The sequence below is a fragment of the Pedobacter africanus genome, from assembly GCF_040548825.1.
In the GTDB taxonomy this organism is placed as follows: Bacteria; Bacteroidota; Bacteroidia; order Sphingobacteriales; family Sphingobacteriaceae; genus Pedobacter; species Pedobacter africanus_A.
Window position 1 is genome coordinate 102412 of the sequence record NZ_JBEPSL010000004.1, and the last position, 26956, is coordinate 129367.

The following is a 26956-nucleotide window of genomic DNA, read 5'->3' on the forward strand; positions in this document are numbered from 1 at the left end:
TGGTGAAAAAAAGAAAAATAGGCTTGCTGTTTCGAATGAACCAATAGCAAGACCAGCATCTGCCCAAACCTGGAAAAAAATATAACTCCGAGTAAACAATTTAAGGTCCTGCTACCCCGTTTTGCGAAAAACAGGTTAAATGAAAACAGGAACAAAAAAAAGCAGACTATACTAGTCAGGAAGTTCAAAAAGCCCATACAAAGCGGAAAGATATAGGTTTTTCATTATATGGCCACTATATTCCGCTATTAAGAAATCAATACCATTGAGTAACAGGGTTTAATTTTTATGAAATGTCAATAACCTAAACTATCGAAAAGTAATATGCAGGCCTGGAATTCAACAACAAATACGCAAGAAACGGGTTTTCAAACCAATCCTCTCCTCTCATATTTGTATCAAATCATTTAAAGATGGAAGATATCATTAAACAGCTGCAGGCAAAAAACTGGGATGAGATTGCTGAAAATCTTCATACCAAAGGCTTTTCTATTGTTGAGAACGTATTGAACACATCACAATGTGAAGCACTTAAAGGGCTGTACGCGGCAGACAACATGTACCGTAAAACAGTGATCATGGAACGTTACAGATTTGGGATTGGCGAATACAAATACTTCCGCTACCCCCTGCCCCAGCTGATTACCGACATCAGGGAAACAGTATATCCCTACCTTGCAAAGGTAGCCAATAAATGGATGGAGATATTAAACATCGCTACAACTTTCCCTTTGATACATGAGGAGCTGAAACTGCAATGCCATCAAGCCGGACAAACCAAACCCACCATATTAATTCTGAAATACGGAAAAGGAGGCTTCAATACCCTGCATCAGGATTTGTATGGTGACATTTATTTCCCTATCCAACTTGTATTATTCCTGAACGAACCTGATCAGGATTTTACCGGAGGCGAATTTGTAATGACCGAACAAATTCCACGGGCTCAATCAAAAGCGATTGTACTTAAGCCCAAAAAAGGAGATATGTTGTTATTTACCACTAACTTTAGGCCTGTAAAAGGAAGCAAAGGCTATTACAGGGTAAACATGAAGCATGGGGTAAGCGAGCTGCACAGCGGCAACAGGCATACTTTAGGCATCATTTTTCATGACGCGTTGAGTTAAAAAAATGGATTTATTTAATACAGAATTTAAAGGTTCCCAAAACCTATTGCCCTATGGCGGTACGGTACTTTACTACGGCAAATTAATGCCCCCGCAGAAAGCAAACCATTACCTGAATGCTTTGCTGGATAAGATTGAGTGGAAAAATGATGAAGCCATCATTTTAGGCAAGCATATTTTCACGAAGCGCAAAGTTGCCTGGTATGGCGATCTTGATTTCGAATATACTTATTCCAACACCACCAAAAGGGCATTACCCTGGACAACCGAACTGCTGGAGCTTAAAGCCATAGCAGAAGAAAAAACAAGCGAAACTTTTAACTCCTGCCTGCTCAACTTATACCACAGCGGTGATGAGGGTATGGCCTGGCATAGTGATGGAGAAAAAGACCTGAAAAAAAACGGTGCAATCGGCTCGCTAAGCTTCGGTGCAGAACGGAAATTCTCTTTTAAACATAAGCAAACCAAGGAAAACATTTCTCTGATCCTGGAACATGGCAGTTTACTGGTAATGAAAGATGCCACTCAAACCAATTGGCTGCATAGGCTTCCTCCTACCAAACTGGTTCATAAGCCCCGGGTAAACCTTACCTTCCGGACTATTGTTACCTAAGCCTGATCGCTATATTCCAGAATGTCGCCTGGCTGGCAGTCCAGCGCCCTGCAAATGGCATCTAAAGTTTCAATGCGTATGGCCTTGGCCTTCCCGGTTTTTAGAATCGAAAGATTTGACATGGTGATGCCTACTTTTTCGCTAAGCTCAGTTAATGACATTTTTCTCCTGGCCAGCATTACGTCAATGTTTACGATTATAGGCATCTTTAAATAGTTAAGTCGTGTTCTTCTTTCAATTGCTTGCCTTTCTTAAAGGCGATGTACAATGTTGCAAAAATAATCCCGATGGCAAATGGCTCCGCAAAACCTTTCCAGGCTTCCGGGCTAAGCCTGATATCTGGCGTAAAATAGTTGTAAAAGACCAGTCGGAGCAATAGGTTTAAGGAAAAACCAATTATAGGAGGTAAAAAACAACCCAACATTAGGTTTCTCAGACGAATAAGATTCATTTCTGAAAATGGATCTCCTTTACAAATATCCAAAAGCATTTTAAAAAAACTCACCAACATGAAACTAATGTAAAAAAGCGACAATCCTATGCCCAGCACAGCAAAAATTGGCTTTACAATATCCAGTGTTATCTTGGTTACCGGAATCATCATATTTTGCTTTTCCTTGTCATAACGGAAAGGCACAGGAACATCCGCTTCACGACAGGTAAATTCAGAAATCTTGTTCTGATCTACTTTTTTTAATTTACAAATCCCCTTTCTTAAAAATGATTGTCCATTTTTTACATAATATATAGTTGGATTATTACGAGCTCCCGTGTCTAGTTGCCACCATTTGAGCCTGATCAGATAATCCATTTCGGTTTTTTGATCAAAAAACCCGAAAAAAGTCTTGCAGGTATCACATCGCTTTTGTATCAAAAATCCTGTAAACCAGGGATCAACACTCCATGAGGTACGCATTCCGTTTTTCATTTTTCGGGTTTGCTGGATGCTATCCGTCAGTTGCCTGTATTTGTAATTCGGCAAAGAATCTGATACAACCGGGTCGATAGGCTGAAGCCTGCTTGTTATCTGACAGTAAGAAAAATCAGAATAATGAAAGTTTGAAATCAAGCCATACCCAATAATAAGCAGGAAGACCGAAAAGGCAAACAGAAAATTGTTTAAGCGTCTGCGGAGAAAGTTAAATTTCATAATCTTGTAGGTTTACACCACAAGTATAAACATTATTCAATAAATATTTATTGATTTACAATAAATATTTATTGAATAATGTGAAATTCACTTCTTAATGAATGTTAAGCACCCGGCTTAGATGGCTCCTGCTTAGCTGGCCTCGGGCCGCGTTTGTAGATCACCAGCCCGTTTAAGAAATTACGCAGGATCTGATCACCACAAGGTTTGAAATTGGGATGGTCACTACTTCTGAAAATATCTCCAAGCTCACTTTTACTTACCTTAAAATTTACCAGCCCCATTATTTTTATAATGTCATCGTTGGTAAGTGACAAAGCTACCCGCAGCTTTTTAAAAATATCATTATTGCTCATATTACATCGCTATTTCTATTTTTACCTTTTTGTTCTTTATTCTTTCATTTGCCAGCAGGCTTAATACCCGGCCAACCAGCTTCCTTTTTACCGCTACATACGAAACCTGATCCTTCACCTCTATTAGCCCCACATCATCTTTTTGCAAACCACCCTTCTTTAACAGCAGCCCTACAATATCTATTTTGTTTACTTTATCCTTTTTGCCGGCGGCAATGTATAAAGTCTGCCATTCACTATCCCGGGGCAAAGCAAAGTCCCCCTCCAGCCTTTCGGTTTCGATATCTGCTTTCAGAAAAGGATATTTTTCATCATCAGCAATAACAAGGTAAGCGGTCCCACTAGCGTTCATTCTGGCTGTACGCCCATTGCGGTGCAGAAAAGCATCTTCAGTATAAGGTAACTGATAATGAACAATGGATTCCACTTCAGGTATATCCAGCCCCCTGGAAGCCAGATCGGTGGTGATGAGGATCTTAATGCTGCCATTCCTGAATTTCAGCAAAGCCCTTTCCCGTTCATCCTGCTCCATACCGCCATGAAATATATCGTGTGCCAGGTCCTGGTCTATCAGCAAATCGCTGATCCTATCTACCGTTTCCCTGTGGTTACAAAAAATAAGGGTTCTTTTATCGCCTATCTTACAGATCAATCGCAACAAGGTATCCAGCTTGTCTGCAGCAGTAGTAAGCACCTTTTTCAGCTGTAAATCAGGGCTTGCTGCTGCATCCATTAAAAAGTTGATCTCCACAGCATTTGTTATGCCTGTAAAATCAGGTATTTCAGCCATTGCCGTGGCCGAAGTGAGTATTCTTTGTTTTAAAGAAAGTAATTTGCGGATGATATAAGACATATCTTCCTGAAAACCAAACTCCAGGGCCTTGTCAAATTCATCCAGCACCAGTGTGCTGACAGCAGATTCATCAAAATTATCGTGACGAAGGTGATATGCAATCCTGCCCGGTGTGCCTACGAGCACTGCAGGCGGCTGTTCAAAATTATTGCGTTCTGTTTTTACCGGATGACCACCATAACAGCAATTAATTTTGAAACCGGTTCCCATTTGCTTAAATACGGTTTCTATCTGCAATGCAAGCTCTCGTGATGGCACAAGAATTAATGCCTGTACACCTGTTGCCTTATTATCTAAAGCATGTACCACCGGCAGCAGGAAACCCAGCGTTTTACCAGATCCTGTAGGGGCCAGCAAAATAAGATCACTCCCATTTTTTGCTGCAGCCAGGGTATTTAGCTGCATGGGGTTGAGTGAGGCAATTTTTAATTTCTCCAGTATCTTTTCTACCGTCATGGCGCAAAGATAGTGGAATTAGCGCATTAAAATTTGAGATACTTCTTTCTTAAGTGCTTCAGAGAGCCGTTCAATTTCACATCCAGGTTCATGAGCATATGACCTCTTTCCGCAATCCAGGTGGTCATTCTCCTGTTTACGCGTTTCAAAGGCGTGTAAACCCGCTCTTCTATCATTTCACTATAATCAGCCGATGCCCTGCTCTGCTGCAGCAAATAAAATTCATTTAACAATTCTGTTTTCATAATGCTTATATTTAGTTAGCCATCTGTTTTCATTAACGAAGGCGTTCATCTGTTAGTATAACAACACGGCATTAAAAGAGTTTCAACACCGCATTAAACTGTTGACAACTAGACAATTGTTAACAATTAAACAACCATAAATTAACACATTTTCAATTTTATCCCCTTATTTTTAGGAAACCTGAATACGGGTTGTTTATAACGATAACACCAATAACGTATGACCTGGAAGAAATTTAGCGGCGAGATCATTCACTCGTCTATCATCGAAGAAGTAGAAAACGCCATCATCAGAGAAAGCGACAATGGTTACCGGTTAAAAGTTTGTATCGGTACAGATTCGCAGGTAAAGGGCCCGCTTACTGATTTTGCCACCGTAATTGTTTTGCTGAGAGAACATCATGGGGGCTTCATGTACATCCATCAGGAAAAAACAGCACAAAAAATGAGTATTAAAGAACGAATGCTGGTGGAAGTTCAGAAATCTATTGAAACCGCATACTCCATCTGCGACCTGCTGGACTTATACCATGTAGACCTGGAGGTACATGCAGACATCAATACCAACCCCATGTTCAAATCGAATAAAGCGCTAAATGAGGCCATGGGATACATTTTAAGTATGGGCTTTATATTTAAGGCCAAACCCGAAGCATTTGCCAGTTCTACCTGCGCAGATAAAATGGTGCATTAATTACCATTTTTGCGTAGAGATTACAGGTGTGTTTTTAACAGCCAAACCATTGGCAGCGGTCGAATCTGCCATAGCGCTTTTAAACCTCGCAGCTAACAAATTGGCTTCCCTCGTAGTAGCCTTGATATAACCCGCCCATTCGGCGGCATTTAACTTTCCCGGTTTCCTTTCCAGCGGAGTCCCTATATTTGTTGAAGCAACAAAATTACCATAACGATCTCTCTGATAAGGAATAAACTCAAAGTCTGTTAACCAGAAGCGGTATTTGCCATCCCGTGTTTCGGCATAAAAATTATACTTTACTTCGCCCGAAGGACGGCTTAAAACCAATGCCGTTTTATGGATGACCATCTTTCCGCCTGCCTGGATCGCAGAATCACTTTCGGCCGTAATTTTAAAAGCCTTAGTCGCAGAGTTTAAAAACCCTGCTGCTCTTGTATTTAACGCTTCCGCTGAAACGTCCCTTAAAGAAACCACCTCATAATAAATGAACTTACCACGTTCATCATTAGACAGCGGTTTATCCTGCCCTATGGCAACACCAGCAAACAACACCAACACCAATAAAGGAAGAATTTTCATGATATCAATTTAAAAAGCCACCGGAAAATTCCGATGGCTTAGGATTAACGTAATTGAGATTAAAATGCATATACTACAGCAAGCGAGAATTGCGACGCGTTTTTTGTTGCTGTTAAATTACTTTTTGCAAACATATCGGCAGTGCCATTGTCATATCTTACTTCAGGGATAAAAGTTAAGCCACCTGATTTGATATTTGCAGAAAGCGTTACAGCAGCTACGGATTCGCCGGGCACCACGTTTAAATTAGCGCCGCCATTTACTTTGTCTTTAGTGCTAAAATACTCACCCCTTAAACCTAACGAAACAGCAGGTGTAAAAGCATTTTGCAGATAAAGCGCTCCGCCGGTATAACCACCGCCATCGTTACCAATGGTATAGTCTGCAGCATTAAGGCCAATTTTAACTTTCTCTGTTACCTGATACGAAGTAGTCAGGTCCAATATCGTGCCCACACCAACAGCGCCTACTGATTTACCCGAAAGCACATTCAGGTAGGCAGTCCAGCCCTCAACAGGCGACACCGTTAACTGTGCACCAATATGAGATACCCCATTAAAGTCCTGGTAAACATTCCAGTCATTGAACAACCCCAGCATTAAACTCACCTTATCGGTAAAGGCATACGACCCCTTAATACCCGCATTCTGGAAAGGACCAGAACTGAAAAGATATGAGGTTGAGTAGTTGAAGTTACCAGTTGGGGCAATCACCTCATACCCGATAAACGTACCCATAAAACCCGCTGTTACCGTAAATTTATCTGTAAAAGCATAAGAGGCGTACAAATTCTGAATATGAAAGCTGTTGGTCCCTTCATTGTAAGAACCATCCGAGTTGAGGATAGACTGAAACTGCCCGCGTGGTCCAAAAGACAGTTCTCCAACAAATGAAGCCTTTCCGGTTGTTTTCTTTAGCGCCAGATCAATCATTCCAAGTGAAATGGAATTCTGTTCGTTGGCGAAACTGGTAGCAACGTTAGGCATCTTGGCAAAATCGTACTTGAAATAAGTATCTACCGATCCGGAAATCTGAAGTGGCGCTTCAGCAGTTTCCTGAGCAAAAGATACGGAAGCGAACGTTAAAGCGGCTAAGGTTAATACGGATTTTAATTTCATAATCAGTTTGGTTTGAGGTTGAGGTTGAGAATTTAGATGATTAAATATGATGTGAATTAAAAGGTATTTTCGATCTCCTGACCAGTTGCTGCAACGATCAATGTACCTTGAGTATATTTTTCGTTGTGCTGACTGGCATCCAGACCTTCTTCTTCTTCTTCTGATGTTACGCGGATTGGCTGTACCAGGTTAATCAGTTTAAAAACGATGAAAGACATTACAAAACTGAAGATCACCGTGATCAGCACTCCTTTTAACTGGGTGATAAAGAATGAAGGGTTACCATACAGCAAACCATCCACTCCGGCACTGTTTACAGTTTTGGTAGCAAATACACCAGTTAGCAGCATCCCAACAATACCACCTACACCATGGCAAGGAAATACGTCGAGTGTATCGTCAAGGCTGGTCCTTTGTTTCCAGGAAACCGCCAGGTTAGAAATTACAGCTGCAATTGCGCCGATAAAAATAGCCGAAGGGATACTTACAAAACCTGCACCAGGGGTGATGGCTACCAGACCTACAACTGCGCCGATGCAAAAACCAAGTACAGAAGGCTTTTTGCCTCTTGACACATCGAAGAACATCCATGATAAACCTGCCGCCCCGGCAGCAATGTTTGTAGTAATGAAAGCAGAAACGGCAAGGCTATTGGCACCCAGGGCAGAACCGGCATTAAAGCCGAACCATCCGAACCACAGTAAACCTGTGCCGATCAATACATAAGGAATATTTGCAGGTGGCACCTCCTGATGTTCCATGTGACTTTTTCTTCTTTTAAGCACCATTGCACCGGCCAAAGCAGCCATACCTGCAGAGATGTGAACTACAGTTCCGCCAGCAAAATCCAGCACACCCATTTTAAAAAGAATACCCTCAGGATGCCATGTCCAGTGCGCCAACGGAGAATACACCAGTAGCGAGAACAATACTATAAATAAGATATAGGAAGTAAATCGGATACGTTCTGCAACAGCACCAACTACCAACCCCGGAGTGATGATTGCAAACATCAGCTGAAATACAGCAAATAAAGACAGAGGAATGGTTGCTGCCAGGCTCCATGAAGGACTGGAGTTTACACCCTGAAAAAAGAAAAAGGTTTTAGGGTTCCCGATAATACCACCAATACTCTCTCCAAAAGCAAGACTAAAACTAACTACTACCCATAGTACTGAAATTACTCCGGCTGCAACTACGCTTTTAATCATGGTAGAAAGAATGTTTTTACGGTGAACCATACCGCCATAGAAGAAAGCAAGTCCTGGAGTCATTAAAAACACCAGCGCTGCAGCTATTAATACGAATGCAATATCAGGCGCACTGTATTTTCCCTCGTCAAAATTAGGAAGAAGAGGAATAAATAGAGCAATAATTGCAATTCCCATCAAAACTGCAAAGGGCCCCCACTGTTTAAATAAAACTTTTGCCATAATGTTAGATTTTACTAGTTATAATTATTAGTTTATTTGATTTTTTTATAAAACTAGCAATTAATTCTAACAAATAACATTTAATTTCAACAAATTTCAACGAAAACGTTGTAATTTTAATCAAAAACCACACAAAAACATACAATATTGTCAATTATAAAATACTATTATTGAATAATTTCAATTTTACAAACAAAAACAGCTGTATTTTTTGATAAAAAAATAAAAATCACACAAAAACAAAGAAAATAAACCAGACAAATCAATAAAAACACAAACAAAATACTCATGAAACAAAAAAAAGGCAGGAAAAACCTGCCTTAGAGAATATAAAAACTATTTAAATGTTTATCAGATTACAGGCACATAGGCACTACCTTGCACCACGCCCCGCTTTTCAATTTCCTTATCTATATAAGTTTGAATGGCTGATTTGTTCAGCCCCCAGTTAGGTGCAATCAATAAATCCCAGTCTGAAATACCAAACAATCGCTGAATTACGATGTCTGGTCGCAATAAAGGGATCAATTTGCAGAGTAAATCGGTATATTCTTCAAGAGAAAAGAGTTTGAAAGGCTGTTTTTTGTATTTAACCCCCATTATTGAACCCTCAACGATGTGAAGATGGTGAAACTTAACAAATTTTATCTGGGGAAAACGATTGATTTCATGGATATATCCCAACATCATTTCTTCTGTTTCCCATGGAAAACCAAAAATGGTATGCACACAGAGGTCTAGCTTGGTATTGTCCAGTAGTTTAACAGCTGCTACAAACTCATCGTGACTACAGCCTCTGTTGATCTGATTCAGGGTTTCGTCATATATAGACTCCATTCCCATTTCCAGATCTACATCAAACCTATCGGTATAACTTTCCAGCAGCGCTACTTTTTCTGCATCAATGCAATCCGGTCTTGTCCCCACAGCAAAACCAACAATATCATCGGTATTTATAGAAAGTGCCTCGTCATACATCATCTTTAAATAATGTACCGGTGCATAGGTATTGGTATTGGGCTGAAAGTAAACGATAAACTTGTCTGCCTTATAAAAGTTCTTTCCGCGCTCCATACCTTGTTCCAGCTGCTCGCGAATGGTTGGGAGCTTACGCGAAAGTTCAGGAGTAAAAGAATCTACATTACAATAGGTACAGCCACCATAGCCTTTGCTGCCGTCGCGGTTTGGACAGGTAAATCCACCATCCACAATCACTTTAAATACACGCTGCCCTTTATATTTTTCTTTAAGGTGCGTACCGTAATTATTATATCCCTTTATGCCTAAATCTACCGGAGTTCCCAATTGCTGTTCTTTTTCTGCAAAAATACGGCTTTTATATTTATTTATAAACCCTTACATAATCTACTTCCATTACAGCCGGGAATACCTGCTCATCTACCCCTTTCATTCCACCAAGATTTCCGCCCACAGCAATGTTCAGCAACAAATAAAATGGGTCGTCAAAAGGCCACTCCGCCTTGGTTTTATTTTCATTGCTTACAGAATAGTATACTTTATGATCCAACATAAAATCTATTTTTTCAGGCGTCCATTCTATGGAATACGTATGAAAACTGTTATAGGGATCCTTGATTTTTGCAGTTACCCCTTTTTGGGTGCCCTTAATATGGTTATACGCAGCCGTATGAACCGTACCAAAGATAGAATCCCTGTTATACCCCACATGCTCCATAATGTCAATTTCTCCACATGCAGGCCATCCCGCATCTTTAATATTAGCCCCCAGCATCCATGCAGCAGGCCACAATCCTCTTCCTGCAGGCAATTTGGCATTAATTTCAATCTTCCCATACGCCCACTCTGCCTTGTCCCTGGTTACCAAACGGGCAGAAGAGAACATTTTACCTCCAACAGCCTCCTTTCGGGCGATAATGAACAACTTTCCATCCCTTACCACTGCATTTGAAGTGTCTGCCCTGGTATAATATTGGAGTTCATTATTGCCCCAGCCATCCCCGCCAACATCATACCCCCACTTTGCGCTATCAGGCAAGCCATTATAATTAAACTCATCGGCCCAAACGAGTGTATAAGATTTTGCAGGTGTCTTCGTCTTTTTTACCTTACATGCACTGAAGAAACAAGCAGTAAGAGCAATCAATAATATATTTCTAAACATATTTAATAGTTTCAGCATGAGGCGTGCCCAGTCCTCTTTAAACCGGACACGCTTTCTCAAATCAATAGAACGGTTATAGGTTTTACCTATCTGGCATAACCATCGTTTTGCGGATAATTTGGCCCAAGCAGATTCAACTCTGATCTTGGGATTACCCAATTTACCATATGTGGCTTCATAGCCCGCCGTGCATCAGTCCGGTAAGGAAAAGGATCAGCAGGCGTATTGGCATGACCGGCTGAATTTTCGGCCGATAAATCTCCGGCTTTGCCATAACCGGCATGATCTGCAATATAGTCATATAGTTTCCCCAATCTTTTCAACATATATAAACGTTTTCCCTCGAAGGCCAGTTCCCTGGCCTGCTCATCCAGAATATCCTCTATCTTAACCGTTCCGGTTAGCGCCACAGTATTTGCCCTTTGCCTTACTTTATTTAGATACAACAAAGCCTTGTCGTTATCATTCAGCATCATATTTGCTTCGGCTGCAAACAAGTAAGTTTCGGCCGATCTGTACATGGCTATATTTTTAGTCTGCACATCTTCAGTAGGGATACCATCGTCGGGGAAATATTTTTTGCACCCCGCATTCAAACGGATAAAGAAGGCATTCCTGTCGGCGGCCGCAGGTGCAAACTCGGCCCATGAACTGTGTACAATTTTCTCGCCCAGGACTTTACCCGCAGGTAGTGTTGCCGCATCATTATATACATAATCCTGAATATAATATGATCCTTTAATTCTTGTATCATTAGGATCCTTATGGAGTAAATCCCGCAGGTAATTGTTTAAAGTAAGCCAGCCAAATCCTCTCCCTCCCTGCTCTATACTATACTTAGAACCAGGAATCAATTCAGCATAGTTGGGCATCAGGTTAAAGTTGATCTTATGCGGTGTACCATTTACCAGTGCTTTCCATTGCAAGGCCCAAAGGGTTTCCGAATGCTTCAGGTCTCCTTTAAAAACCAATCCCGGCTGTGCAGCAAGGTTGTGAAAACCGGAATTGATAATGGCTTCAGATTGTAATTTAGCTTCCGCCCAGTTTTTTTGCCACAAAGCCACATCGGCCTTAACATGCCTGGCTACTCCTTGTGTAATTCTTCCAAATTCAGTTGTTGTCCAGTCCAGGTTTGCGATCGCATAGCTCAGATCCTCGTTAATCAGTTTGTAAATATCAGCTACTGGTGTTTTATCCTGAATGATGTTCAAGGCATTTTCAGGTGTAGTAGGCTCTGTAGTCACATAGATATTGTTAAACAATTTGTACAGGGTAAACACCGAATTGGCCCTGAAGAACTTAGCTTCTGCTATGACCCTTTTTTGTCTTTTCTCCTCCATGCCCTGGATCTTATCCGCAGCCCTGATCAAAGCATTTGCGCGGTCAACAATCCGGTAATAGGTTTTCCAGTAATCAGAATATACCTGGCTGTTATCGGCTGTTGTACCATTAAACATGCGTCCATAATTGGCGACTTCTGCGTTTCTGTTAATGGTAAGGTCATCTTTGGCATCCAAAATGATAGGATTTGATCCATTGTTGGACAGGTTCTCGTAAAAAGCGCGCTGGAAATTATACAAACCAACTACCCCGGCTTCAAGGCCCTCGGGCGTATTGTAAACAAAATTTGCAGTAAACTGCGATGTAGGTTCTTCTTTCAAAAACTTTTTACAGGAAGACAGGCATATCACTGCAGTTAGCAGCACCAAACCCATTTTTATAGGTGTGAAATAAATTTTCATCTCTAATTAGCTTTAAATCAATTAAAATCCAATATTTAACCCCAATGTAAATGCCTTTGTATCCGGAAAATCATTAGGGTTGTTTTCCGGACTATACGATTTATAATCAGTAAAGGTTAGCAGGTTGGTTGCCGTTAAATAGATCTTGGCATGGCCAATATTTACCTTGTTCAGCAATGATACAGGCAAATTATAACCAAACGACAATGTACGCAGCCTTACATAAGAGGCGTCTGCAACACCCATAGTCCCTATATTTGCAGGTGCGTTATTCAGATTGGGCCTTGGATGCGTAGTTGAAGGGTTTTCTGGTGTCCAATAGTTTACCTTTATGCCGTTTCTTACCGACTGCAAGGTACCTCCCTCATTAAAACTGGCCAGGAACGGATTGTAGCGGGTTGTCCCTTCGACAATGTAAAGATCAGCAAGCAGTTCAAAACCTTTATATTCAAAGTTGGTTGATAAAGAGCCGTACCATTTAGGGTCGGTCCGGATCACCACATTGTCGAGGTCGTTGATCACCCCATCGCCGTTCACATCTTTAATACGGATAGCGCCCGCAGTTAATGTAGCTACGTTCTGAAATGGTGTTACTGTACCACCCAGCGTTCCCTGCGCAGATGCCAGAGCTTCTTCATCTGACTGAAAAATTCCATCAAACAGCATGGTCCGGATCACATTGATCGGACGACCAACAAACCTGTTCCGGCCAATATCATCTTTTGCGTTTCCATTTATGTCAACGATCCCTGTTTTAACAATCTGGTTGGTATTTTTGGTAAAGGATGTAGTAACCGACCAGCGTAATCCTTCTTTTCGGATAATATGCCCTGTCAGCAAAAGCTCCATACCTTTATTCTTTGATTCAGCGCCATTGGTGATGGTAGAACTGAACCCGGATGTTCCCCCAAGTGAAATATCAGCCAGCAGATCGGTTGTATGTGTATTATAATAGTCTAACGATCCGGTAATCCGGTTATCCAGCAAACCAAAGTCTAAACCGGCGTTAAATGTGGTTGAGGTTTCCCAGGTTAAATTTGGATTCGGTAATATGGAACCGGGAAGATTTCCTCCAACAATGGCACCTCCAAATATATAAGGCGTCGCGTCTACCACACCAAGTGTTGTAAAAGGGCTGAGCGATTGGTTACCAACAGCACCATAACTGGCCCTGAACTTTAACTGGTTTATGGCCTTTACACTTTTAAGGAAAGATTCTCTATGCATTTGCCAGGCAACTGAAGCTGCAGGAAAGAAGCCCCATTTTTTATTTTCGGCAAACACTGAGGCCCCGTCCCGCCTTGCAGTCAGGGTCACTAAATACTTATCCATTAAATTGTATCGCGCACGACCTAAAAACGAAGATAGACGGTATTGTTCTTCTGCCCTTGTCGTTTTGAAATTCAGGGCGTTCGTAATCCCGTCATAACCCAGCAGATCGTTACCAAAACCGGTCCCTGTAGATTCTGTTCTTGAAGTATTGCGCTGATTAATAGACTGCACCAACGTAAAATCCAGCTTATGGATATTTCCTATCTGTGCATTGTAATTCAATATGTTCTCGATCAGATATTCTTCTCTGATCGCATTCGCAACCGTTGCACTGCCATTCGGTGTTACACCTGCCGAATGTAGTTTAGAAATATACCGTCCTTCATCGGCAAATCTTCTGCTTGCCAGGGTATTCAGCTTATAGCTGAAGTTGTCTGTAAATTTGTAGTTTCCTACAACATTCAGATTATAGAAATTGGTTTTGATGTCATTGGCAGATTCCCGGATGTTCCAAAGCGGGTTGACGGTGCTGCTGCTTGCGTTGGCACCTGCAACGTTCCGGACCAGGTTTCCATTCACATCATAAGGTCCTGTAAAAGGCGAAATCGTGATAAAATCCAGGTTGGCAGATTCCCTTCTTTGCTTATCAGTGGCCATATTGATATTGGCTTCAATACTTGCCCGGTCGTTTATCTTCTGATCAATATTAAATCTGAAAGAGCCTCTTTTGTATCCTGAGCTTGGTAAGAGACCTGATTGATTAAAATAGGTAGCACTGGTAAATACCTTTGTTTTTTCATTGCCCCCGCTTAAACTCACTGTATTACTGCTGATCAATGCATCTCTTAAAACCGCATCTTCCCAGTTTACATAATTCCCTGCCTTAAAATTAACATACTCCGGTGCCTGGGCAGTACCGCCAAAATTGATTTCATCAGGACTATAATCTTTACCTCCCGGGTTAATAGACCTCCGGGCCTCCCTCCTTAGCTGAGCGAATTCCTCTGCACTATACAGATCAAAGTTTTTGGTCAGTCTTTGTGTAGTCAGGTAGGAACTCAGTCCGATTTTCACTTTACCTGAGGCGCCCTTTTTTGTAGTGATCAGGATAACCCCATTGGATGCCCTTGCACCATAGATAGCCTGGGCCGAAGCATCTTTTAACACTTCCATTGAAGCAATATCATCAGGATTTACATCATTGATGTTCTCTATCGGAAAACCGTCCAACACAATAAGCGGATCATTTCCACCCCGGATAGAGTTCCTTCCTCTGATCTGTATGTTGGAAGTACCCCCGGGCCGGGCCGAGCCCAGGGTAATCTGTACACCGGCTGCCTGGCCCCGCAGCATTTCGGCGACATTGGTAGTCGGGATAGCTGTAGCTTTGTCTATACTTACAGTGGCTACTGCCCCACTCACATCACTTTTTTTCTGGGTTCCATATCCTACTACAACCACCTCCTGCATCTGCTCGCTGGACGGCTGCAGCACCACATTTAAGATGGTCTTTCCGGCAACCGGCAGCTCCTGAACCAGGAACCCCACATAAGTAAACACCAGTACATCTGCATCAGAAACCAATATTTCATACTTACCATTGATATCCGTAGATGTTGTTTTCTGGGATCCCTTCACCTTAATACTGACGCCTGGCAAAGTAGAATTATCTGTCCCGTCTACCACCTTTCCGGTGATTGTCTTTTGCTGGGCAAAAGAACAGATGGAAGAAAACAGGAGGATGACCAGGATCATCAGTCCGGATCTATTTTTGTAGTTCTCTCTCATAAATTTGCTTGTTTATAATTTAAATTGGTTTTTATTTGGTTAGTTTATACCTACTCCGGGCTCAACACTCCAAATTTATCCAGAAGCTTTTCAGGCGCAGAAAAACAACCTACTATAAAAACAATACACCAGAAATTAATTTCCAGGCAAGCCCTACAACGCCTACTACAATAGTACTACAAAATTATAAAAATCATGCTTATCCGGCATTTCAACCGGGGTAAGACATCAGTTTTTCCCGCAAATGACAGCTACAAGCATTTTTAATATTATTTTAGCACTCAATATGGGGCAACTGATCAAAAATCTGCTATTTACTGTTGTACTAAGTTTATCAGCGTTTCTCCTGAAAGGTCAAAATCCTGTTGGTTTACCTCAGATTGTAAACTACAGCAATACCCTTTATAAAGGTGGCATCCAGAATTGGGATATCCAGCAGGATAAAAATGGATTGATGTACTTTGCCAACAACGATGGGCTCCTTACTTTCAATGGAAGGTACTGGAAACTCTATCCCCTGCCAAACAGAACAATCATCCGTTCGGTAAAGGTAGATGCTGATGGTAAAATATTTGTAGGCGGGCAAGACGAACTCGGTTACTTTTCTGCTGACAGCCAGGGAATACTCAGATATACCTCTTTAAAGCAGCTCATCCCTCAACCTTACCGGCAGTTTTCCGATATCTGGGACATTGTTATCCTTAAAAATCAGGTATTCTTCAGAACTGTGGAGAAGATATTTTTATATAAAGACAAAGCCATAAAAGTTTACCCCTCAACTGAAATATGGGATTTCATGGGTAAAATAAATGAGCAACTGTATGCCCAGATCAGGGGCAAAGGATTATTTCAGTTTAGAAACGGCACCTGGCAACTGGTAAGCGAGAACAACATCCTGAAGTTTGGAACCGTGACTTCCATACTTAGCTACAGTGCCGATACATTCCTGCTCACTACACTAAAGCATGGCCTGTTTTTGCTTAAAGGAAATCAACTGATCAAAAAGAGGACCCCTATAGATCAAACCTTATTTAATGATCGTATATTTTGTGCCATTAGACTCAATAACGATCAATTTGCGCTGGGTACTACATCCACAGCCTGCATTATCATAGATAAAGAAGGTAATCCACAGCAAAAGTTTTCCTATGAAGAAGGTCTGCAAAAAAACAATATCCGGAGCCTTTTTGTAGATCAGGACCAGAACCTGTGGCTGGGCCTTGACGATGGGATAGATTTTGTTGCTTATAACAGTCCGGTTAAACAGATTTTTCCCGACAGAAACAAGCAGGTGACAGGTTATGCCAGCCGGATTTTTAACGGGAACCTCTATATTGGAACCTCAAACGGTCTATTCTATAGCCCACTTTCTCCGGGAGTTAAAGACTTCAGCTATTCTAAAAACAATTTCCGGGAGGTCAGCAATACCAAAGGCCAGGTATGGAGCCTTAACGAGATTAACCAGCAACTGCTCCTTGGCCATGAAGATGGCGCTTTTATAATTAAACAACAAAGGGCAGAACCGATATACAGCAATATTGGCACCTGGCTCTTTGAGGCGGTATCAGCCCTCTACCCCAGCCCCGGCATTATTTCAGGAACATACAATGGACTGCATCATATCGGGTCTGACGACTCCGGATTTGCAGATAAAGGTACCGTCAAGGGCCTCAACCAGCCACTCCGCTTTATTCATTACGATCAGGGCAGCAATACCGTATGGGCCTCACATCCTTACCGGGGCGTATATAAACTGGAATTGAATACAGATAAAACCAGCATTCAAAGGCAGCAGGTGTTTACCAGTAAAAACGGTCTTCCATCAACATTGAACAATTTTGTATTCCACATCAAAAACCGTGTTGCGATAGCTACCGAAAAAGGGATCTACGAGTATGATGCCATAAAAGATCGCTTCTCTCCTTCCGCATTCTTCAAACCCTGGTTCCGGGAAAAACGCATCCAATATCTAAAAGAAGACAATGAAGGGAATATCTGGTTTGTAAGCAATAATGAGCTTGCAGTAGTCGACTTTCAGCGACATACAAAAGACAATCTTTTTACTATTGTTTATTTCCCTGAGCTCAATTCAAAGCTTGTAGCCGGATTTGAAAACATCTATCCATACGATGCCGGAAACGTCTTTGTAGGGGCTAATAAAGGTATTTACCACATTAATTATTCAAAATATACCCATAACGTCAAAAAGCTGAACGTCCTTATCACCCAGGTAAGCCTTTTTGGCAAAAAAGACAGTATCATTTATGGCGGCTATACGACAGGTCAAACCAAAACTGAAGTTAAAAAAAGCCTGAATTCGCTTCGGTTCGAGTTTTCCTCCACCTTATTTGAACAGCAAAACAACATTCAATTCAGCTATCAACTGGAAGGATTTGACAAAAGTTGGTCGGAATGGTCTGCAAAAAGTGAGAAAGATTATACAAATTTACCATATGGGATTTTTACATTCAAGGTAAGATCAAGGAACAACCTTGGCAGTGAAACGGCTCCGGTCACTTATACCTTTACCATTTTACCAGCCTGGTACCAGTCTAACCTTGCCTATCTGATCTATCTCGTTCTGGCAACAGCATTTGTCTATCTGCTCATTAAATGGCAGGCAAAAAAACACGGGAAAGCGCAGGAAAGACTAAAACAACTGCACCAGCTGGACATTAAAAAATCGGAAAGCGAGATCATCCGACTGAAGAATGAAAAACTTGAAACTGAAGTCAGCTTCAAAAACAAAGAACTTGCCATCACTACCATGCACCTGGCGCAGCGTGGCAAGCTCCTGTTGCGAATTAAAGAGGATCTTTACGGCCTGCAGAAGCCGGAAGGCGATACCAGACACGCAGATAAAATTAAGGGTCTGCTCAAATTGCTGGACGATACTGAAAAAAGCAATACCGACTGGAACCAGTTTGCTCTTCATTTTGACCAGGTACACAACAATTTCCTGGGCAGTCTGAAGCAAAAGTTCCCCAACCTGAGCCAGAACGATCTTAAAATGTGCGCTTACCTAAAAATGAATCTTTCTTCTAAAGAAATAGCCCAATTGCTGGGTATAACCATACGAGGTGTTGAGGTGGGCCGCTACAGGCTCAGAAAAAAACTGAACCTCGCCTCAGAGGTCAATTTATTCGACTATCTGCTTCAGATTACCCACGACAGGTAAACTTACTTGTCTACCCGCATGGCTTCAATCTCAGTCATGTACCGGGTAAGCGCGGCTTTATAAGTCAGGTTTTCAGATATCAAACTTCCTAAAAAACCTTTAAAATCCTCCAGATCACCAGTTGTGAAGCCCATGCGTACAAACAATTCCTTATCAGACTCCCAGTTGTCAAGATTGACCTTTTTCGCCGCCATTTCCTTATAAAGTACCAGCCCTTTTATAAAATCCTTATAGGCCAGCGTTTTTTTAAAGGCTGCAAAATATTCGATAAGGGTGCGATAGGTGGCAGGTTTACCTATCCTTACCTGATCCAGCATTAGTGCACCAAGCATAGGGCCTTTTAAAAATACGCTGTCTATACTTTCAAAATTGCCGCAGTGTTTCAGTATCCTGATGTCTTTTTTTAAAAGGCTGTCTTTATCTGATCCTTTATGCCGCACAAAATAAGGTTCTTTGTCCAGGAGTTTCTCACAATCTGTAACATCCTGGGCTTTTACAAAAGCGCAAAAGAAGACAAACAGAACGGCAATCGGGTATTTTAAAGACATAACAAGGTTAAAACACAAAGGTACGGCTGCAAAAAACAACCTGCAAACTAAGGATTGATTTTAAATTCAACCCTTCTGTTTTGAATTCTACCTGCCTCATCATCATTTGAAGCTGCAGGCACTGTAGCACCAAAGCCTTTAATAGAGAGGTTTGCCGCATTTACCCCGGCATTGACCAGGTACGATTTTACAGAATTGGCCCTGTCTACCGATAAAGACATGTTGTGCTCTGCAGAGCCCTCAACAGAAGAATGTCCATTTAAAATAAACCGGACACTAGCGTCTTTTTTCATTTCTGCTGCAATTTTATCCAGTACGGCAAATGATTCTGTTTTCAGCACTCCGGAGTCAAATTCAAAGTATACCTTATCGAAATTATAATTTGGCTTTTCTTCAACCGGGGCTGGCGCAGGTTTAGGAGCCGGAGCAGGTTCTGGCTTTTTCTCTTCAACCGGCGGCGCGGGTTTTTCAACAGGGGGAGTTGGCTTGGCAATTGCCTTCTTTGTTTTACAGGACTGCGTAGAAATTGTGAACAGGCCAATTGCGGCCAGCAATAATGTGGTTCTTAAATGTTTCATTCCATAAAAACGCAGATTTTACGCAATTAGTGCCAAAGACGTTATATCCCTGTTAAACCAGCTGCCATATCAGGATCAGGATGAGCAACCCGATTAATATATAGGCTGTAGTAAAAAACAAGGTCATCTGTGGTTTTGAGAGGTTCATAATTCAGTTTAGCTGGTTAATCTCCTGCAAAACTCCTGAATTAATTCTTTAGCACAAAGATTCATTTCGTTCATTGCGATTGTATGACATGCGCAATTGTTCAGCAATGAACAAAAAATAATTATTTTTTTGTTGGCGGAATAATCAATTATTCGTACATTAGCAGTGAGAGCGTTAATTTAAGCGGGGATAACCACCACAGGTTTATTCCCGCTTTCTTTTTTTAGCATAACCGGGATGCTGAATGGCAGCATTATATGAGGTACTTCTGCTTGCCTGAATCTTGTCGTATTCTTTTACATAATCCGGATGTTCGGTTTTAAGTATCCTGTCCCATATCCTAAAGTACAGTCCATAATTGCCTCTAAATTTATGGTGATGTAAATTGTGGTGTACCGAAGTATTCAGCACTTCAAACAGCCAGGTATTTCTAAACCATTTTGGTGCAATTTCATAGCCCAGGTGTCCATAAACGTTAATGATAAATGCAGAAAGCACAAACATTTCAATCATAATGCCATGCACCGGAACCAGAAACACAATGGCCAGCAAAACCCCTCCTTCAATCCAGGCCTCAAAAAAATGGAAAGAATAGGATGTCCAGGGCGAGGGGTTATTAGACTTGTGGTGCAGCAGGTGCACACGATTAAACAGGGCTTTATGATGCATCAGCCGGTGCATCCAGTAAAAATACGTATCGTGTATGACCAGACAAACCGGTAAACTTAAAAAGAACCACCATAAAGAATAATCACTTATTTTATCGTACACCAGGGTATGTGCCTTAAAAGGTGTAAAAAGAACCAGGTAGGCTATAACCACATGGATCATTGTTGTTTGCAGGGAATGAAGAATGTCGCGTATAAAACTGGCACGTGGCGCGTTCTTTTTCTGAATTTTCGCTTTATGTATTTTTTTGGCAAACAGCCAGTAACATAAAGCAAATGCAATACCTGCTACTACAAAATACCGGATCGTTGAGATCCCGAGCATCACAACCATCCTCTCTATTATCCCTTCTCTCATTACTTACCGGGAGCAATTTCCCCTAACAGTTCTGCTAACTTCTTAGTCAGCTCATTTCCCCTCAGATTTCTGCCCAATATTTTCCCATCAGGCCCGATAAGGAAATTAGTAGGTATAGCCTGTACAAGATACATTTTGGCCACCTCATTCTCACCTCCTTTAAGGTCCGAAACATTGGTCCAGGTTAGTCTATCCTCATCAATAGCCTTCAGCCAGGCTTCTTTTTGCCCAGGTTTATCTAACGAAACACCCAATACTGTAAAGTTTTTATCTTTGTACCTGTCGTACATATGCTTAAGCCGTGGATTGTCGTTCCGGCAGGGTACGCACCAGGAAGCCCAGAAATCTACCAATACATATTTACCTCTGAAATCTGACAACTTTACAGGCTTCCCGTTTACATCGTTCTGTGTAAAGTCAGGTGCAGGTTGTCCTATGGCGAATGTTTTCCCACTTAAGATCTGCTTTTGAAGCTGCTGACCTATAGAAGAGTTCCTTAGGCGCGGTGATAAACGGGAAAAGTCAGCATCTGAACTTGCGGGGTCTAAAGCTTTAAACATATATTCCTTAAACAACATCAGGCTGAGAAAGCAATCCGGATTACTGCGCACAAAATTTGGCGCTACCTGATCCATTTCCGCTTTAAATTCATCCATCCCCTTCTGAAAAGGTTCTGCAAATGCCTGGTCTTTCTGCTGCTCAATTGGAGCTGCATAAAATGGCTTTAAAAATTCTTTAACTTTCGCATTAATGGCATCCCTTGAAGCATACACCTTTAGCATAGCATCAGCGATTTCGCCGCCGCTTACCACTGCAGGTTTAATCGAGTCACTTTTGGAAACAATGTTTATGTTGCCGGGTTCTACATTAAAAGTAAGCAGGTCCGTTTCTGTTCTCCTGCCCGGTTTGGCAGGGGCAAGCTTCTTTTTAAGCTTAATAAATCCTTTTACTGGCTCTCCTATTTTTCCTTTGAAGGTAAATAGACCATCTTTGATCTCCGTAGAGTCTGTAATGAATTTATCATTTACCGTGTAATAAAGCACAGCTTTAGAAGGCACGGCCGTGGGTTTTATTTTACCATTTATGGTAAAGTTTTGTTGGGCAAAGCCAGCAAATGGCAGCATACATAGCAGCAAGAGAACTTTCTTCATTTTTTGTTTAGGTTTTGGTATACTGAATAGGCGAACCTGGACCAAAAAAGGGTGAAGAGAATAAAAAATATTTCTCTTCACCCTTTTTAAAGCCTTCTGCGCCTTTATCAAAAAACCTAAACACCATGTTCAACAAACTTAATCTAATGCTTGCCTTTAGCGCTACACTTTTAAGCTGTGCACCTTTTAACAAACCTCAGTTCAGGATGCCAGCCAGTCTTGATGTTGAGGTACTCAAATGGGAAGGAAGTCATCCTACCATTCGTACTAAAGCAATTTGTTACAACCAGAACAAAATAGGCTTCACGTTTAAAGGTGGCGAAGCAACCATTTACCTGGATACGCTAAAATTGGGCAAAGCCAAAATAGACACCAGCTTTTATGTACCTGCAGGTTCAGAATTTAAAGTCCCTGCCTACCTGAAAATAGACATGCCTTATCTTTCTACCCATGGTTTAAGGCTCGATGGCACAATAGTAACGATCCGGGGGAAATTTAAAGGCAGTGTAATGGGAATTGTCAAAACCATGGATGTGAGCTACAAAGGCAAACATGACATTAATTTAATCATGAAGCCTTTTTAAAAGGCTTCATGATCTAACAGTTTTCTGATCAGCACATCCATTTCATCATTTAACCCTGCAGTTACCCGCATCAGGATTTTCCCATTTTTATCCAGCAGCAGCTTGGTAGGAAAAGTGGTGATGCCATAGGCCTTAACAATATCAGTGTCTCCCGTTCCTTCGTCGTTCAGCACGTGCACCCAATTTGCATCATCTTTGTTTATGGCATCCAGCCAAGCCTGCTTTGCTTTTTGCAGGTCCTTATTCTTTTCATTTGCCACGGCAACAATCTCCAATCCCTTAGACTTGTACTTTTCATATAGTGTTTTCAGGTGCGGATGGGTTTGCCTGCAGGGCACACACCAGCTTCCCCAGAAATCGAGTAAAACCAATTTACCCTTGTAATCACTAAGTTTTATGGTTTTACCATATTGGTCTTTCCGGCTAAAGTCAGTGGCCTTCATCCCCGTAGGGGTTATTTTCATCCTATCAATCCGTTCTTTTATTTGCCGGCCGATAGTCGTATTTTTCAACCTTTCCGACAAGCCTTCATAGGCCTGCGCATAACTGTCAGCTGAATACATTAATTCAAGTGTACTGAGTTGGTATAAGCTGATAAAAGAATCGGGGTTTGCCGCAATAAAGGCTTGTTTCATTTTCAGTTTTTGTGCAAAAAGTGAACTCCCCTTAGTAGCCAGCAGCTGTCGTAAAGCAGTGCTGTCTTTTTTATAATCAAGCTTACCTATTGCTGTGCTGAGTGCACTTTCGCCAATATCTGTTTCCAGGATGCTATCTAGCTGCCGGTATTGGGCCATAAAACCTTCTTTATTTAAATTCTCCTTCTCCAATGCTGCCAACATTACCTGCTGATTAAGATCGGATAAACGGCCTGTGCTTTTCAAGTCTGGCTCGGCCGAAGGAAGCATTTTATCCCGCATTATTTTTGTGCGCTGTGCTGCATTAAGCAAGATGCCATCGGGCCCTATAACAAAACTTGCAGGGATCAATGTGATGTCATAAAGCGCCGCAGCCTTGTTTCTGGCTGCTCCCAGATCTGCAACCTGTAGCCAGGGTACATTATCTTCCTTTATTGCTTTTAACCAGGCAGCTTTATTCTTATCTAATGAAACGGCCAGTATGACAAACTTTCCTGTCGGGAACAACGCATCATATATCTCCTTTAGGTGTGGTTGAAGCGCCCTGCAGGGCTTGCACCAGCTTGACCAGAAATCGAGCAGCACATACTTGCCTCTAAAATCCGACAGTTTTATCATCCGTCCCTCCTGGTCGGGCAGTTCAAAATCAGGGGCTATCTGCCCATCTTTTACAGACAGAAAAGTTTTTATGGCCTGGCCGAGTTCTTTGCCGGTTCTTGTTTCCCTTAATGCACGCGACAATCCGGGATAACTACTGACCACCATTTTATTTCTCGGTCCAAGATCTGCCATCCAATCCAAACTTACCCGCGACGCAGAATGTTTTGCTGTAAAAGCTGCCATCAGCTTGGCTTCTCCTTCTTTTGTAACATTTTTTGCAGTGCGTATCAACTTCAGCTTCTCCTGATTATCGGCATTTAATGGTGTACCCCAAACCCTGGCATTGGCAAGGGTATCTTTCCCCTCTAAGTGGACTGTCCCTGTTTCAAGATATACTGGTTGCGTATCGGTTTGTCCTGAATCCTGAAATTGGCCATGGCGCCCCAGCAGTAAGGTGGCCGCCTGAGGTTCATTGCACACTCCGGAAAATGCAAATACCCCCCGCTTTACCGTGCAGGAATCTGTAGCAAAGTTATTGCCCTTTTTATACACCAGGTAAACTTTGGCTTTGGGTGGCAAACCCCGGAGCAAACCCCTGATGTGATATTTTTGTTGCTGGCTAATTCCTGCAAAAGGAATCGCCAGCAGTAGTAGACTTACTATCTTTCTCATTTTTTTACGTTTTAACCTTTAGCTATAGCCTGCAGATCTACTCCATATACTTCTTTAAAATAACTGATCACGGCATTGTATTTCAACCGGAACTTACCTGCCGGGTCATTGGTGGCCGTAAACACTGTTTGCTCCAGTTCTTGCGGGGTTTGCAGGCTCAGGTTATAGATATAATCCAAAAAATCACCGTATACGTTCTGTTGTCCTGAAACGAGCGTAAAAACACCATAGCTTCTCCTGTTGGCCGCAGTAAGCGTAGTATAATCAGTAGCTGCAACAAAAGCCGGGGGCAGTGCAATCTTATTATAAGAAACAGCCTGTCGCCAGAACTCACGGTTCAACTCTCCCTTCATAGTTTTCAACTGGGCTTCGGTTAATCCGGCAAGTGTGCTACCTGCACGGCCAAAGGCAAAGTGGCTGTATGTACTTACAGTGTTGATATAGTTGTCCTGGGTTACTCCTTTGATCCTTGCAGCTAAGATGATCTTATAAGGCAGCGCCTTTTTGAGAAAAGCAGCAGGATAAAATTTAAACAGGTACTTATCCAGCGCGGCCAGGGCCGGTTCAACATAGTTTTCATCACCTTGCTCGGCCGTATACGCGATAAGATTGGTGATGTTCCACCTAAAATCCTTTTCGGTAAACCGGTACAGGATATAAGTACCATAATTCTGATAAAAATCAACGATAGCCTTGTCGTAAGGGTGGTTTCCCTGAGGCAGGGTATACATGGGTTCAACCACTATGGGTTGCATCGCTGCTTCTTTACTGCAGCCGGCGGTAAGCAAAAGAGCTGGCAGCAGGTAGGTTAACAATTTTAATTTCATAACGGTTGGTTTATTGTCCGCTCCGGACAGCCGGTGCAGGGTTTGGTATTAACTTAGGATTGTTATCCAGAACAGATTGCGGAATTTGCAATAAATAAGCTGGGTCGCGTTCCTGAAGGATATAAGTTAGTGTCTGCCCGTTGTTTTCATGGAATATGTGCCGGATAGCAGGCATGCCCGAGCGGCGAAGATCAAACCAGCGGTGCGATTCCTCGTTAAATAGCTCCCTGCGTCTTTCATCTGCACATTTTTGCAACAGGTCATCGGCCCCGGTACTTCCCAGGTCCTGATAGCTGGCGCCGCTGAAGCGTTTCTTTCTGAGCGTGTTCAGGTCATTAAGTGCCAGCTGGGCACTAGCCGCTTGTCCGGTTTTATTGAGCTGTGCATAAGCTTCGGCACGGTTTAGCAGGGCTTCGGATACCCTGAAAGTATGGCCCACCTTGTCTGAATAAATTAAACCTGGATATTTGATTGAGCTTGCATTGCTGATGTAAATGGTCCTTCTCAGGTCCCCTGTTTCAAATAAAGCCAGCAGTTCATCGGACAACCTATAGTTTTTCTCTTCATTCGTTCTCAATATCACTTCGTAAGGCGAGCCGTGCCCCCAAATGGTCTCGGGATTCCGCAGGTCAACGACAGGCTTGGTGTTCTGGTTTACCGAGCCCCAGGCAGGCAGGTCCATCAGGGTAGATTTTCTGTTCAGCACATTGGTGGCCGCATCTACTGCTTTCTGCCAATTGCCCATGTACAGGTTTACGCGCGAGGCCAGCAAATAACCTGCGATGTGGCTAATGCGGTACAGATTGTTATTTGTACCACTTCTTTCCATCAGTGCAATGCCTTTGTCCAGATCGGACAGGATCTGCCGGTATACCTCGGCCACGGTATTTCGGGGTTTTCCTTCGAGTGATAAACTTCCACTTAACATTAGCGGCACACCCAGGTCCTGCTCCGGATCAGACAGCCGGTCTGTATAGGGTTTACCATAATAATTAACCAGCATAAAATAATAGTATGCACGCAAGAGGTAAGCCTGCCCCTCTACATTTTCTATTTCAGTAGTGGTACCAGTTACTTTAGGTGTATACTCGAGTATCATATTGCAGGTCATAATCATAGGATACATTATCCCCCAGGTTCTGGCACCAGCCAACTGTTCCGGCAGGATAGCGGTTTCAGGCTGCCAGGTGTAAGCACCAAACCGCACCCGGGTTTCAGGAGTATAGGCATTGTGCACTATGTCATCGTCCATAAAGCACATGAAATCCTGTAGGCTTGTAGATCTGTAGGCTGATCCGATCAGCAATTCGTTCAACGCAGAGGCAGTCCGTGGAATGATATCCGTTTGCGATTGTTCCTCCAGAAATTTTTTGCAGGAAGAAAGCGGTAAGATTGCCAGAAGCATTAATGAAATTAGTATAGGTCTTTTCATCTTTT

24 protein-coding genes are annotated in these 26956 nt (G+C 42.2%); 5 read left to right on the plus strand and 19 right to left on the minus strand.

All coding sequences use genetic code 11. The annotated features are described in order from the left end of the window. The first annotated feature begins 413 nt into the window (after positions 1-413). Both ABIE26_RS20055 and ABIE26_RS20060 read left to right on the plus strand, forming a co-directional pair. Complete coding sequence (locus ABIE26_RS20055; RefSeq protein ID WP_310145177.1) at positions 414-1127, plus strand: 2OG-Fe(II) oxygenase; 714 nt, start codon at positions 414-416, stop codon at positions 1125-1127. A 4-nt stretch (positions 1128-1131) separates the two neighbouring features. Further along, complete coding sequence (locus ABIE26_RS20060) at positions 1132-1740, plus strand: alpha-ketoglutarate-dependent dioxygenase AlkB family protein (protein ID WP_310145178.1); 609 nt, start codon at positions 1132-1134, stop codon at positions 1738-1740. Here ABIE26_RS20060 and ABIE26_RS20065 read toward each other — a convergent pair. The 5 genes from ABIE26_RS20065 to ABIE26_RS20085 form a co-directional block, all read right to left on the minus strand. Then, positions 1737-1946, minus strand: a complete 210-nt coding sequence (locus ABIE26_RS20065) for a helix-turn-helix domain-containing protein (protein ID WP_310145179.1) — start codon at positions 1944-1946, stop codon at positions 1737-1739. The two genes, ABIE26_RS20060 and ABIE26_RS20065, sit on opposite strands and share 4 nt — an antisense overlap. A gap of 2 nt (positions 1947-1948) precedes the next feature. Next, positions 1949-2668 (minus strand): DUF2975 domain-containing protein, encoded by a 720-nt coding sequence (locus tag ABIE26_RS20070; protein WP_310145180.1) that lies wholly within the window; start codon positions 2666-2668, stop codon positions 1949-1951. A 326-nt stretch (positions 2669-2994) separates the two neighbouring features. Next, positions 2995-3246, minus strand: coding sequence for a DUF1456 family protein (locus ABIE26_RS20075; RefSeq protein WP_310145181.1), 252 nt, complete (start codon positions 3244-3246; stop codon positions 2995-2997). A gap of 1 nt (position 3247) precedes the next feature. Continuing rightward, complete coding sequence (locus ABIE26_RS20080; RefSeq protein ID WP_310145183.1) at positions 3248-4555, minus strand: DEAD/DEAH box helicase; 1308 nt, start codon at positions 4553-4555, stop codon at positions 3248-3250. A 26-nt stretch (positions 4556-4581) separates the two neighbouring features. Beyond that, on the minus strand, positions 4582-4800 hold the full coding sequence (locus ABIE26_RS20085; RefSeq protein WP_310145184.1) for a hypothetical protein: 219 nt from the start codon (positions 4798-4800) through the stop codon (positions 4582-4584). Between the two features lie 220 nt (positions 4801-5020). On the opposite strand from ABIE26_RS20085, the gene ABIE26_RS20090 reads away from it, so the two are divergent. Further along, positions 5021-5494 carry a ribonuclease H-like YkuK family protein gene (locus tag ABIE26_RS20090; protein ID WP_310145185.1) on the plus strand — a complete coding sequence of 158 codons (474 nt, stop codon included), beginning with the start codon at positions 5021-5023 and terminating at the stop codon, positions 5492-5494. Here the strand turns inward: ABIE26_RS20090 and ABIE26_RS20095 are convergent, their stop codons facing one another. From ABIE26_RS20095 to ABIE26_RS20125, 7 genes are all read right to left on the minus strand, one after another. Continuing rightward, complete coding sequence (locus ABIE26_RS20095) at positions 5495-6076, minus strand: DUF4468 domain-containing protein (RefSeq protein WP_310145187.1); 582 nt, start codon at positions 6074-6076, stop codon at positions 5495-5497. Between the two features lie 59 nt (positions 6077-6135). After that, positions 6136-7194 (minus strand): porin, encoded by a 1059-nt coding sequence (locus tag ABIE26_RS20100; protein WP_310145188.1) that lies wholly within the window; start codon positions 7192-7194, stop codon positions 6136-6138. Between the two features lie 56 nt (positions 7195-7250). Then, positions 7251-8627, minus strand: coding sequence for an ammonium transporter (locus ABIE26_RS20105; RefSeq protein WP_310145190.1), 1377 nt, complete (start codon positions 8625-8627; stop codon positions 7251-7253). Positions 8628-8978: 351 nt separating this feature from the next. Then, a complete protein-coding gene (locus tag ABIE26_RS20110) occupies positions 8979-9932 on the minus strand; it encodes a TIGR01212 family radical SAM protein (RefSeq protein ID WP_310145192.1) in 954 nt (317 codons plus the stop codon). 37 nt (positions 9933-9969) lie between these two features. After that, a complete protein-coding gene (locus ABIE26_RS20115; protein WP_310145193.1) occupies positions 9970-10770 on the minus strand; it encodes a glycoside hydrolase family 16 protein in 801 nt (266 codons plus the stop codon). An 86-nt stretch (positions 10771-10856) separates the two neighbouring features. Further along, positions 10857-12512, minus strand: a complete 1656-nt coding sequence (locus ABIE26_RS20120) for a RagB/SusD family nutrient uptake outer membrane protein (RefSeq protein ID WP_310145194.1) — start codon at positions 12510-12512, stop codon at positions 10857-10859. Between the two features lie 21 nt (positions 12513-12533). Continuing rightward, positions 12534-15572 (minus strand): SusC/RagA family TonB-linked outer membrane protein, encoded by a 3039-nt coding sequence (locus ABIE26_RS20125; RefSeq protein WP_310145196.1) that lies wholly within the window; start codon positions 15570-15572, stop codon positions 12534-12536. Positions 15573-15816: 244 nt separating this feature from the next. Between ABIE26_RS20125 and ABIE26_RS20130 the strand changes: the two genes are divergently transcribed. After that, positions 15817-18750, plus strand: coding sequence for a triple tyrosine motif-containing protein (locus ABIE26_RS20130; protein ID WP_354376247.1), 2934 nt, complete (start codon positions 15817-15819; stop codon positions 18748-18750). Positions 18751-18752: 2 nt separating this feature from the next. Here the strand turns inward: ABIE26_RS20130 and ABIE26_RS20135 are convergent, their stop codons facing one another. From ABIE26_RS20135 to ABIE26_RS20150, 4 genes are all read right to left on the minus strand, one after another. Next, complete coding sequence (locus tag ABIE26_RS20135; RefSeq protein ID WP_310145199.1) at positions 18753-19298, minus strand: hypothetical protein; 546 nt, start codon at positions 19296-19298, stop codon at positions 18753-18755. Between the two features lie 47 nt (positions 19299-19345). After that, positions 19346-19876: an OmpA family protein gene (locus ABIE26_RS20140; RefSeq protein WP_310145200.1), complete on the minus strand. Its 531-nt coding sequence runs from the start codon at positions 19874-19876 to the stop codon at positions 19346-19348. Between the two features lie 352 nt (positions 19877-20228). Then, positions 20229-21050, minus strand: coding sequence for a sterol desaturase family protein (locus ABIE26_RS20145; RefSeq protein ID WP_310145201.1), 822 nt, complete (start codon positions 21048-21050; stop codon positions 20229-20231). After that, on the minus strand, positions 21050-22201 hold the full coding sequence (locus ABIE26_RS20150; protein WP_310145203.1) for a TlpA disulfide reductase family protein: 1152 nt from the start codon (positions 22199-22201) through the stop codon (positions 21050-21052). Before ABIE26_RS20150 ends, ABIE26_RS20145 begins: the two co-directional genes overlap by 1 nt. 125 nt (positions 22202-22326) lie before the next feature. Between ABIE26_RS20150 and ABIE26_RS20155 the strand changes: the two genes are divergently transcribed. Next, positions 22327-22785 carry an LEA type 2 family protein gene (locus tag ABIE26_RS20155; RefSeq protein WP_310145205.1) on the plus strand — a complete coding sequence of 153 codons (459 nt, stop codon included), beginning with the start codon at positions 22327-22329 and terminating at the stop codon, positions 22783-22785. On the opposite strand, the gene ABIE26_RS20160 is transcribed toward ABIE26_RS20155, so the two are convergent. Genes ABIE26_RS20160 through ABIE26_RS20170 form a run of 3 tightly spaced genes read right to left on the minus strand, consistent with a single transcriptional unit; the run spans position 22782 to position 26951 of the window. After that, positions 22782-24692 carry a TlpA disulfide reductase family protein gene (locus tag ABIE26_RS20160; protein ID WP_310145207.1) on the minus strand — a complete coding sequence of 637 codons (1911 nt, stop codon included), beginning with the start codon at positions 24690-24692 and terminating at the stop codon, positions 22782-22784. The genes ABIE26_RS20155 and ABIE26_RS20160 overlap by 4 nt on opposite strands. Before the next feature lie 11 nt (positions 24693-24703). After that, positions 24704-25519, minus strand: coding sequence for a hypothetical protein (locus ABIE26_RS20165; RefSeq protein WP_310145209.1), 816 nt, complete (start codon positions 25517-25519; stop codon positions 24704-24706). A gap of 10 nt (positions 25520-25529) precedes the next feature. Then, complete coding sequence (locus ABIE26_RS20170; RefSeq protein ID WP_310145211.1) at positions 25530-26951, minus strand: RagB/SusD family nutrient uptake outer membrane protein; 1422 nt, start codon at positions 26949-26951, stop codon at positions 25530-25532. Between the last annotated feature and the right edge of the window lie 5 nt (positions 26952-26956).

Excerpts from the sequence above, each read along its gene's own strand:
- ABIE26_RS20055 (WP_310145177.1), top strand. The coding sequence starts at position 414 with ATGGAAGATATCATTAAACAGCTGCAGGCAAAAAACTGGGATGAGATT.
- ABIE26_RS20060 (WP_310145178.1), top strand. The coding sequence starts at position 1,132 with ATGGATTTATTTAATACAGAATTTAAAGGTTCCCAAAACCTATTGCCC.
- ABIE26_RS20065 (WP_310145179.1), bottom strand. The coding sequence starts at position 1,946 with ATGCCTATAATCGTAAACATTGACGTAATGCTGGCCAGGAGAAAAATG.
- ABIE26_RS20070 (WP_310145180.1), bottom strand. The coding sequence starts at position 2,668 with ATGAAAAACGGAATGCGTACCTCATGGAGTGTTGATCCCTGGTTTACA.
- ABIE26_RS20075 (WP_310145181.1), bottom strand. The coding sequence starts at position 3,246 with ATGAGCAATAATGATATTTTTAAAAAGCTGCGGGTAGCTTTGTCACTT.
- ABIE26_RS20080 (WP_310145183.1), bottom strand. The coding sequence starts at position 4,555 with ATGACGGTAGAAAAGATACTGGAGAAATTAAAAATTGCCTCACTCAAC.
- ABIE26_RS20085 (WP_310145184.1), bottom strand. The coding sequence starts at position 4,800 with ATGAAAACAGAATTGTTAAATGAATTTTATTTGCTGCAGCAGAGCAGG.
- ABIE26_RS20090 (WP_310145185.1), top strand. The coding sequence starts at position 5,021 with ATGACCTGGAAGAAATTTAGCGGCGAGATCATTCACTCGTCTATCATC.
- ABIE26_RS20095 (WP_310145187.1), bottom strand. The coding sequence starts at position 6,076 with ATGAAAATTCTTCCTTTATTGGTGTTGGTGTTGTTTGCTGGTGTTGCC.
- ABIE26_RS20100 (WP_310145188.1), bottom strand. The coding sequence starts at position 7,194 with ATGAAATTAAAATCCGTATTAACCTTAGCCGCTTTAACGTTCGCTTCC.
- ABIE26_RS20105 (WP_310145190.1), bottom strand. The coding sequence starts at position 8,627 with ATGGCAAAAGTTTTATTTAAACAGTGGGGGCCCTTTGCAGTTTTGATG.
- ABIE26_RS20115 (WP_310145193.1), bottom strand. The coding sequence starts at position 10,770 with ATGTTTAGAAATATATTATTGATTGCTCTTACTGCTTGTTTCTTCAGT.
- ABIE26_RS20120 (WP_310145194.1), bottom strand. The coding sequence starts at position 12,512 with ATGAAAATTTATTTCACACCTATAAAAATGGGTTTGGTGCTGCTAACT.
- ABIE26_RS20125 (WP_310145196.1), bottom strand. The coding sequence starts at position 15,572 with ATGAGAGAGAACTACAAAAATAGATCCGGACTGATGATCCTGGTCATC.
- ABIE26_RS20130 (WP_354376247.1), top strand. The coding sequence starts at position 15,817 with ATGACAGCTACAAGCATTTTTAATATTATTTTAGCACTCAATATGGGG.
- ABIE26_RS20135 (WP_310145199.1), bottom strand. The coding sequence starts at position 19,298 with ATGTCTTTAAAATACCCGATTGCCGTTCTGTTTGTCTTCTTTTGCGCT.
- ABIE26_RS20140 (WP_310145200.1), bottom strand. The coding sequence starts at position 19,876 with ATGAAACATTTAAGAACCACATTATTGCTGGCCGCAATTGGCCTGTTC.
- ABIE26_RS20145 (WP_310145201.1), bottom strand. The coding sequence starts at position 21,050 with ATGAGAGAAGGGATAATAGAGAGGATGGTTGTGATGCTCGGGATCTCA.
- ABIE26_RS20150 (WP_310145203.1), bottom strand. The coding sequence starts at position 22,201 with ATGAAGAAAGTTCTCTTGCTGCTATGTATGCTGCCATTTGCTGGCTTT.
- ABIE26_RS20155 (WP_310145205.1), top strand. The coding sequence starts at position 22,327 with ATGTTCAACAAACTTAATCTAATGCTTGCCTTTAGCGCTACACTTTTA.
- ABIE26_RS20160 (WP_310145207.1), bottom strand. The coding sequence starts at position 24,692 with ATGAGAAAGATAGTAAGTCTACTACTGCTGGCGATTCCTTTTGCAGGA.
- ABIE26_RS20165 (WP_310145209.1), bottom strand. The coding sequence starts at position 25,519 with ATGAAATTAAAATTGTTAACCTACCTGCTGCCAGCTCTTTTGCTTACC.
- ABIE26_RS20170 (WP_310145211.1), bottom strand. The coding sequence starts at position 26,951 with ATGAAAAGACCTATACTAATTTCATTAATGCTTCTGGCAATCTTACCG.